The following is an 8,081-nucleotide window of genomic DNA, read 5'->3' as shown; positions in this document are numbered from 1 at the left end:
GGCGCGCCCACCGCACGATCATCATCCACCCCGGTCCTCCGGGCGACCGGGGCCCGTCGTCGCTGGACTGGGCGATCATGGACGGTGAGCGCCAGTGGGGCGTCACCGCCCTGCAGGCGACCGGGGACCTGGACGCCGGCCCGGTCTGGGCGTCGCGGACCTTCGCGATGCCCGCCGAGCCGCCGCGCAAGAGCACCCTCTACAACGGCGAGGTCGCCGACGCCGCGGTGGACCTGATCGCCGAGGTGGTGACCAAGGCCGGCGACCCGAGGTTCGCGCCGCGGGACCAGGACCGGGCCGGCGTCGTCGGGCGGTCCCGGCCGCCCGTGCGTCAACCGGACCGCTGCTTCTCCTGGGACGACGAGACCGGGCACATCCTGCGCCGCATCCGTGCCGCGGACGGCCGCCCCGGCGTGCACACGACGCTGGCCGGTGTGCCGGTCGCGGTGTTCGACGCCCATCCCGGCACGGTCACGCCCGGCGAGCCGGGGACGATCGCGGCGCGGCGCCACGGGGCGGTGCTCGTCCGCACCGGCGATGGCGCCGTGTGGGTCGGGCACGCCCGGCGCCTGTCCCCCGGCCCGTCGGTGAAGCTGCCCGCCACGCAGGTCCTCGGGCGCGCTCTCGCGGGTGTGCCCGAGGTGCTGGAGCCGTTGGAGACCGACCAGCCGTCAGGCCCGCGGGAAATCGCCTACCGGCGGCAGGACGACGTCGGCCTGCTGCGGTTCGACTTCTACAACGGCGCGATGTCCACCGCGCAGTGCCGCCGCCTCACCGCGGCCCTCCGGTACGCGGCCGCCCAGGACACCCGGGTCCTGGTGCTGGCGGGCGGCGAGGTCTTCGCCAACGGCATCCACCTCGGGGCGATCGAGGCGCACCCGAACCCGGCGGCGGAAGCGTGGCGCAACATCACCGCGATCAACGACCTGTGCCGGGAGATCATCACCTGCACCGGGCAGGTCGTGGTGTCCGCGCTCGCCGGTGGCGCCGGCGCGGGTGGCGTGATGCTCGCGCTCGGCGCCGACGTCGTCCTCGCCCGGGACGGGATCGTGCTCAACCCGCACTACGAGACCATGGGCCTCTACGGCTCGGAGTACTGGACGTACGTGCTGCCCCGCCGGGTCGGCGAGGCGCAGTCGCGGCTGCTGACCAGCCGGTGCGAGCCGGTCAGCGCGGGCGAGGCCTCGGCACTCGGCGTGGTCGACGAGGTCCTGCCGAACGACCGGCAACGCTTCCCCGGCGCGGTGCTGGAGCGGGCCGCCGAACTGGCCGCCGGGTCGGATGCGCTCCTGCAGCGCAAACGCGCCGACCGGGAGGCCGACGAGCAGCGCCGGCCACTGGAGACCTACCGGGTGCGGGAACTCGCGGAGATGAGCCACGACATCTTCGAGGACCGGCACGGTTTCGCCGCCGCCAGGCGCGCCTTCCTCCACCCGGCGGCCCCCGCCCCGGCGGCCCGCCGCCCGGCGCTGCTCACCGGCGGCTGAGCAGGCAGGCGGATCGTCACCCGGCGGAGGTGGTCCAGAACGTCGGTGCGCTGGTCACATCCGCAGCGTCGCTGTAGTCAACACGTCCACGCCGCGAAGCGGGCCGGCAGCGTGGACGACGGCCAGACCGGTGCGGGCGGCGAACTCGCGGGCTTCCCGGGGACCGGCGAGCAGGACGGGATCACTGGAGCTGACGAGCGCGCAGCTCGCGACGACAGGGCGCAGTCCGGCTCGCGAGGCCAGCGCGAGGGCCGCGGGGAGCGTGCCACCCGTCGCGTCCGCCGCCGCCCGCACGGGGATGACGTGCCCCGGGCGGGTGAAGTCGCGGGGCGTGCTCGCAGGCGCGGCCAGCAGGCTGATCGTGCGGGCCCGGTCGGCCGCGGAGATACCCGTCGTCGTCCCGTGAGCGGCGTCCACGGCGACGCAGTCGCGTTCCGGGGCGCCCCGGCTGCCGGGCGGGTACATCACGGGCAGGTCGAGCCGGTCGGCGTCGTCGTCGCTCAGCGCCACGCGGAGGAAACCCGCGCCGTGACGAACGAGGAAGGCCACGGCGTGCGCGGTGGCCCGCTCGGCAGCGAGCACCAGCTCGGCGCGCGGACCGGGACCGCCGGCGGTGACCACCACGATCGGGCGGCCGAGCGCCAGCGCGCGCACGGCGGCGAGGCCGGTGCTCATCGGGCCTCCAGCGCGCGCACCGCGCTCAGGTGGAAGATCAACGGGCCGAACCTGTCGTCGGTGCGCGCGCCCAGCACCTCGAACAGGACGATGTCGTGATCCCCAGCGGGCACGATCCGGTGGACCCGGCAGTCCAGCCACAACGGAGCGCCCGCCAGGAACACCGCTCCCTCGGGCGACGCCTCCCAGGTCGCGTCGGCGAAACGGTCGACACCGCGGGCGGCGAGGGCTGCACTGAGCTCGGCGTGCTCGCCACCGAGCACGCTGATGCCGACCCGTCCGGCGGCGGCCAGCCGCGGCCACGTGGTGGAGCCGTGTCCGACGCAGACCGACACCAGTGCGGGTTCCAGCGACACCGAGGTGAACGAGCTGGCGGCCATGCCCACGGGCCCCTCGGGCCCGAGGGCGCACAATGCGGTGACCCCGCTCGGGAACCGGGCGAACGCGTTTCGCAGCGCGCGCCTGCGCTCAGCCTGATCCACGGACAACGGGGGAAGGAAGAGTGTTCTCACGTCAACTCCTCGAGCCGGATCACAGCATGCTCTCCGCACCACCCGGCCCTGTCTGTGACCCACGTCCGGGCACCGGACCCGCGGTTGACGGACGCAAGTCACAGACACGATCGTCCTTCCTGGAAAGGATCGTCCAGGTCGCGGACCGAAACCCGGCAGGAGGGCATCGACGTGGATGCAACGACACAGGAGAAGCCATGAACACGGGCCGTTCCGTGGAAACCGATGACGGTGTCCGGCTGCACGTGACCGACACCGGCAACGGCGTTCCGGTGCTCTTCCTCCACGAGTACGCCGGCGACCACCGGAGCTGGTCGCGGCAGATGGCCGGTCTCCAGGACGACCACCGGTGCATCACCTACGCGGCGCGCGGCTACCCGCCCTCCGACGTTCCGGCAAGCCCGTCGGCCTACTCGTGGCAGCGGGCCGTCGACGACGCGCTGACGGTGCTCGACGCGCTGGAGGTCGACGCCGCCCACGTGGTCGGACTGTCGATGGGCGGCTACACCGCCGTCCAGCTCGGGCTGCGCCACCCCGGCCGGGTGCGCTCGGTCATGGCGGTCAGCGTCGGGTCCGGTTCCGACCCGGCCACCCGGGTGGGCTACCTGGCGGAGACCAGGATCGTCGCGGAGCAGCTCCGGTCGCGGGGAGCCGGGTTCGTCGGACGCAAGTTCGCCGAAGGCCCCAGCCGGGTGCAGCTCAAGCACCACAACGAGCCCGCGTGGCACGAGTTCGTCGAACAGTTCGCGGAACACTCCGCGGAGGGGCTGGCGCTCACCGTCCTCGAGATCCAGGGCCGCCGGCCATCCCTGCACGACCTGGCCGGCGAGTTCCGGAGTTTCCCGGTCCCCCTCCTGGTCGTCAACGGTGACGAGGACGAGGCGTGCTTGTCCACGGGCTTGATGCTGAAGCGGACCGCGCCCGCGTGCGGCATGCTGGTGCTGCCCAACAGCGGGCACGTCCCCAACCTGGAGAACCCGCAGCGGTTCAACGACATCGCCCGCGGCTTCTTCCAGTCGGTCGAATCGGGCAGCTGGCCGGAACGGGACCCGCGCTCGCGCTTCACCTCCCAGTTCGGACTCGACCAGCTCGACTCCGGGGAACCGGCGGCGGTGGAATGAACCGCGCACAGATCCCGGCCGCGGCGCTCCAGGCGTGGTCGAAGAGCTTCCTGTCCGGACAGGATCCGGAGATCCGCGACGCGCTCCTCGCGGACAGCCGGGTGGTGACCTACTCCGCGGGCACCGTCATCTGCCGCGGGAACTCCGACTACCGGGTGACGCTCGTCCACAAGGGACGGATTCGCGCGAAGGTGACGTCCTGGGACGGGCGGGAGGTCACCACGCGGTACGCGACGGCCGGGCACTTCACCGCCCTGCCCGCGATGTTGACCGACGGTGCACCGTCGTCGCTGGAAGCGGTGACGATGTGCGAGGTCTCGGTGCTGAACCCGAACACCTTCCGCCGCCTCATGCGGACCCGGGCGGAACTCGCCTACCAGGTCGCCGTGTACCTGGCGGAGTCCACCTACGAAACCGTGGCCTACCTCGAGGACAACCTGTTCAACTCCGTCCAGCAGCGGCTGAGCCGGCACCTGCTCGAGATGGCCACCCCCACCGTGAACGGGCTGTTGGTGCAGACGGACCAGACCGATCTCGCGCACACCATCGGGTCGGTGCGCGAGGTCGTCGCCCGCGCGCTCAAGAAGCTGGACGACATCGGGGCGATCCGCCGTTACCGGCGGCAGATCTGGATCGAGGACCCGGCGCTGCTGAGGTCGTTCGCGTCGACGGACCTGCGGGGCCGTCGCCTGCCCGAAGCGAGGGACAGTTGAGCCAGTACCGGATGGACGAGGAGCTGGTGCCGTCGATCGCCGCCCTGCCCACGGTCGACCGAACCGACGTCGCGGAAGCCCGCCGGATCGCGTCGAGCCGGTACACCAGGTCCGGCCCGGTCGAGGGTGTGAGTGTTCACGATTACTCGTGCGCCGCCGCGGACGGGCACGTCATCGCACTCCGCGTGTACCGGCCGTCCCGCCGGACGAACAGCGGTGCGATCTACCACGTCCACGGCGGCGGATTCATCCTGGGCGATCTGGACATGAGCCACCTCCGCAACGCCGAGATCGCGCGGGAAACCGGCGCGGTCGTCGTCGCCGTGGACTACCGGCTGGCTCCGGAGTGGCCCTTCCCGACACCGTTGGACGATGTCTACAGCGGACTTCTCTGGTTGTGCGAACACGCCGGAGAGCTCGGGATCGACCCCTCCCTGATCGTCCTGCACGGGGTGAGCGCGGGCGGCGCGCTCGCGGCCGCGGCCGCCCTGCTGGCCCGCGACCGGAACGGGCCCCCGGTCCGCTTCCAGTTCCTCAAATCGCCGGCGCTGGACGACCGGCTCCGGACGGCGAGCAGCAGGCGGTTCACCGACACGCCCGCGCTCACCCGCCGGGACGCCGAGATCAGCTGGTCCGCCTACCTCGGCCGGGCAGCCGGCGCGGTGTCGCCCTACGCCGCGCCCGCCCGCGCCACCGACCTGACGAACCTGCCCCCGGCATACGTCTCCGTCGCCGAGTTCGATCCGCTGCGCGACGAAGGAATCGACTTCGCGCGATCACTGCTGGCGGCCGGGGTGCCCGTCGAACTGCACCTGTTCCCCGGCACCTACCACGGCTCCGGCTCGGTACGGGAAGCGGCGGTGAGCCGGCGGGAGCTGTCCGAGGAGGTAGCGGTGCTGCGCAAGGTCCTGGAGCGGCCGGGACAACCGGCCACACCGCGAGACGACGAGGGGAACCGGGCACATGTCTGAGGCGAGCGTGACGACGGAGCAGCACTTCCTCAGCGGCGTGCGGGTCCTGGACATCACCGGCGCACTGGCCGGGCCGTACTGCACCACCATCTTGTCCGACCTCGGCGCCGAGGTCATCAAGGTCGAACCCGTCGACGGGGACTCGCTCCGGCGGCGTCTGGTCGGGCCGGAACAGCGCCCGCTGCCGTTCGACCTGATCCACCGCAACAAGCGGAGCTTCGCGGTCGACATCAAGACCGAGCGCGGGCAGAACCTGGTCAGGGCTCTGGCTCGCCGGTCGGACGTGCTGGTGGAGAACTTCCGGGTCGGCGCGCTCGCGCGGCAGGGACTGTCCTACGAGGACCTGAAGGACGACTGCCCGGACCTCGTGTACTGCTCGATCTCCGGCTTCGGCCAGTACGGGCCGATGCGGAGCGCGAAAGGCATCGACCTGGTCGCCCAGGCCTACGGCGGGCTGCTCAGCGTGACCGGAAGCACGAGCGGGGAGCTGGCGAAGGCGGGCTACCCCATCGGGGACCTGGGCACCGGGATGTGGGGCGCCATCGGCGTGCTGGCGGCGCTGCACCGCGTCCGGGCGGGGCTCGGCGGCTCCCACATCGACGTGTCCCTCGCGGACACGATCGCCGGATGGTCGTTGTGGGAGGTCGCCGATTACGCCGGGACGGGCGAGCCGCCGGGTCCGCTGGGCACCGCGCACCGGCTCACCGCGCCGTACGAGGCGTTCACCTGCGGCGACGACGCGGTGCTCGTGATCGGCGTGACCGAGCGCTCGTGGCGGGACTTCTGCGCGGTGCTCGACCTCGACCTCTCCGGCGACGAGCGCTTCCGCGGCGAGTACAGCCGCTTCGTCCACCGCGAGCGGCTCGCCGGGCTGCTCCAGGCCCGGTTCCGGACGGCGCCGAGGGATCACTGGATCGAGCGGCTCCGTGAAGCGGGCGTGCCGTGCGGGCCCGTCCACACCGTCCCCGAGATGCTGGACGACGCCCAGTACGCGGCCCGCGAGATGTTCCCGGGCGACGTCGAGCGGTTCGGGCACCGCCGCGTGGTGAACACGCCGCTCATCGCCGACGGCGCGCCCCGCGCGCGGCGGAAGGCACCCGGGATCGGGCAGGACACGGTCGACCTGCTGACCGAGCTGGGAATCGATGACCACCAGGTCCGGGCCCTGGTGCGAAACGGCGTGGTCGCCGCGGCTCCGGCCCCGGACGCGAAGGCCGGCTGAGAATGAGCGGTTCGATGCAACTGGACATCGCAGACCGGGTCGCCCGGCTCACGATCAGCAGGCCCGAGAAGCGGAACGCGATGTCCGGCGACATGTGGCAGGAACTGGTCGGGCATGTCAGGAGGATCGACGAGACACCGGGAATCGCGGCCGTCGTGCTGCGGGGCTCCGGCGGGAGTTTCTCCGCGGGCGGGGACCTCGCGGAGTTGAGTTCGTCCGATCCGGACCACGTCGCCGCCTACCGGCACCTGGCCGAGACCGCTGTCCTGGCGCTGACGGAGCTCGCACCGCCCAAGATCGCGGAGATCGACGGGACGTGTTTCGGCGCGGGTTGCAGCCTCGCGCTCGCCTGCGACGTCCGGATCTGTTCGCCGGCGGCAAACTTCCGGATACCGGCGCTCGGTCACGGCCTGACCTACGAGCCGGTTTTCGTGCGCCGGCTGGTGCAGGCGGTGGGCACCGGCCCGGCGGGGCTGCTGCTGTACGGCGGGGAACGCTGGAACGCTGAGCAGGCCGCCGCTCATGGCCTGGTCGACAAGTGCGCGCAGGACGCGGCGGCCGCGGCCGGGGAGATCCTCGCCTGGCTGCGCGGCGCGGACGTCGAAGACATCGTCTCGACGGCGATGTCCATCAGGACCGCCACGCGGTCCCGGTAGGAAAGGTCACCATGGATCTGCAGTTGAAGGGTGCCCGGGCGGTCGTCACGGGAGGATCCCGTGGGCTCGGGCTGGCCATCGCGCGCGGGCTCCTCGCCGAGGGCGCCCGGGTGGCGCTCGTCGCCAGGGACGCGCGGCGGCTCGGCGCCGCCGCGGACGGCCTCCGCTCCGGCGCCACGGCAGCGGAGGTCCTCGCCGTCCCGGCGGACACCACCGACGACTCCTCGGTCCGGGCCATGGCCGAGCAGGTCGTGACCGCCTGGGGCGGTGTCGACGTGCTGGTGAACGCCGCCGCCCAGCCGTCCTTCGCCTCCGCTCCCCCACCGCTGGCCGATCTCACCGACGGCGAGGTGCTGGCGGACTTCGACACCAAGGTCCTCGGTTACCTCCGGTGCGCCCGCGCCCTCGCGCCGCACATGATCCGGCAGGGGCAGGGACGGATCGTGAACATCTCCGGTCTCAACGCCCGCCGCACCGGCTCCGTCTCCGGGACGATCCGCAACGTGGCGGTCGCCGCCCTCACCGCGAACCTCGCCGACGAACTCGGCCCGCACGGTGTCGGGGTCACGGTCGTGCACCCGGGTCTGGTGGAGACCGAACGCACCCCACGGCTCGTCGCGGACCGGGCGGCGGCCGGCGGGCTCACCGAGGAGCAGGTCCGCGCCCAGCTGAACCCGCGCAGCGGGCACGTCCCGCCGGTGGCGCGGTTCCTGCTCGAGCTGGG

9 protein-coding genes are annotated in these 8,081 nt (G+C 72.6%); 7 read left to right on the top strand and 2 right to left on the bottom strand.

All coding sequences use genetic code 11. The features are described from left to right. Positions 1–1,487: enoyl-CoA hydratase-related protein (locus ABZ215_RS42735; RefSeq protein ID WP_354956603.1), on the top strand; the 1,487-nt coding region annotated here is incomplete at its 5' end. A 54-nt stretch (positions 1,488–1,541) separates the two neighbouring features. On the opposite strand, the gene ABZ215_RS42730 is transcribed toward ABZ215_RS42735, so the two are convergent. Both ABZ215_RS42730 and ABZ215_RS42725 read right to left on the bottom strand, forming a co-directional pair. Then, the gene (locus ABZ215_RS42730; RefSeq protein ID WP_354956601.1) at positions 1,542–2,162 is read right to left on the bottom strand and encodes a 3,4-dihydroxy-2-butanone-4-phosphate synthase; all 621 of its coding nucleotides are present in this window, start codon (positions 2,160–2,162) and stop codon (positions 1,542–1,544) included. Beyond that, entirely contained in the window at positions 2,159–2,674 is a 516-nt protein-coding gene (locus ABZ215_RS42725; RefSeq protein WP_354956599.1) for a flavin reductase family protein, read from the bottom strand. Before ABZ215_RS42725 ends, ABZ215_RS42730 begins: the two co-directional genes overlap by 4 nt. A 197-nt stretch (positions 2,675–2,871) precedes the next feature. Here ABZ215_RS42725 and ABZ215_RS42720 point away from each other — a divergent pair, with 197 nt between their 5' ends. From ABZ215_RS42720 to ABZ215_RS42695, 6 genes are all read left to right on the top strand, one after another. After that, the gene (locus tag ABZ215_RS42720; RefSeq protein WP_354956597.1) at positions 2,872–3,795 is read left to right on the top strand and encodes an alpha/beta hydrolase; all 924 of its coding nucleotides are present in this window, start codon (positions 2,872–2,874) and stop codon (positions 3,793–3,795) included. Continuing rightward, positions 3,792–4,508, top strand: coding sequence for a Crp/Fnr family transcriptional regulator (locus ABZ215_RS42715; protein ID WP_237336587.1), 717 nt, complete (start codon positions 3,792–3,794; stop codon positions 4,506–4,508). The genes ABZ215_RS42720 and ABZ215_RS42715 overlap by 4 nt, the downstream gene beginning before the upstream one ends. After that, on the top strand, positions 4,505–5,479 hold the full coding sequence (locus ABZ215_RS42710) for an alpha/beta hydrolase (protein WP_354956595.1): 975 nt from the start codon (positions 4,505–4,507) through the stop codon (positions 5,477–5,479). Before ABZ215_RS42715 ends, ABZ215_RS42710 begins: the two co-directional genes overlap by 4 nt. Then, positions 5,472–6,701, top strand: a complete 1,230-nt coding sequence (locus ABZ215_RS42705; RefSeq protein ID WP_354956593.1) for a CaiB/BaiF CoA-transferase family protein — start codon at positions 5,472–5,474, stop codon at positions 6,699–6,701. Before ABZ215_RS42710 ends, ABZ215_RS42705 begins: the two co-directional genes overlap by 8 nt. Positions 6,702–6,715: 14 nt before the next feature. Further along, entirely contained in the window at positions 6,716–7,357 is a 642-nt protein-coding gene (locus tag ABZ215_RS42700; RefSeq protein ID WP_354956591.1) for an enoyl-CoA hydratase/isomerase family protein, read from the top strand. Positions 7,358–7,368: 11 nt separating this feature from the next. After that, on the top strand, positions 7,369–8,081 hold a 713-nt coding region (locus ABZ215_RS42695), incomplete at its 3' end, for an SDR family NAD(P)-dependent oxidoreductase (RefSeq protein WP_354956589.1).

The sequence above is a fragment of the Amycolatopsis sp. NPDC006131 genome (assembly GCF_040614175.1).
Lineage (GTDB): Bacteria > Actinomycetota > Actinomycetes > Mycobacteriales > Pseudonocardiaceae > Amycolatopsis_E > Amycolatopsis_E tucumanensis.
This window is presented reverse-complemented; position numbering and strand designations above follow the sequence as displayed.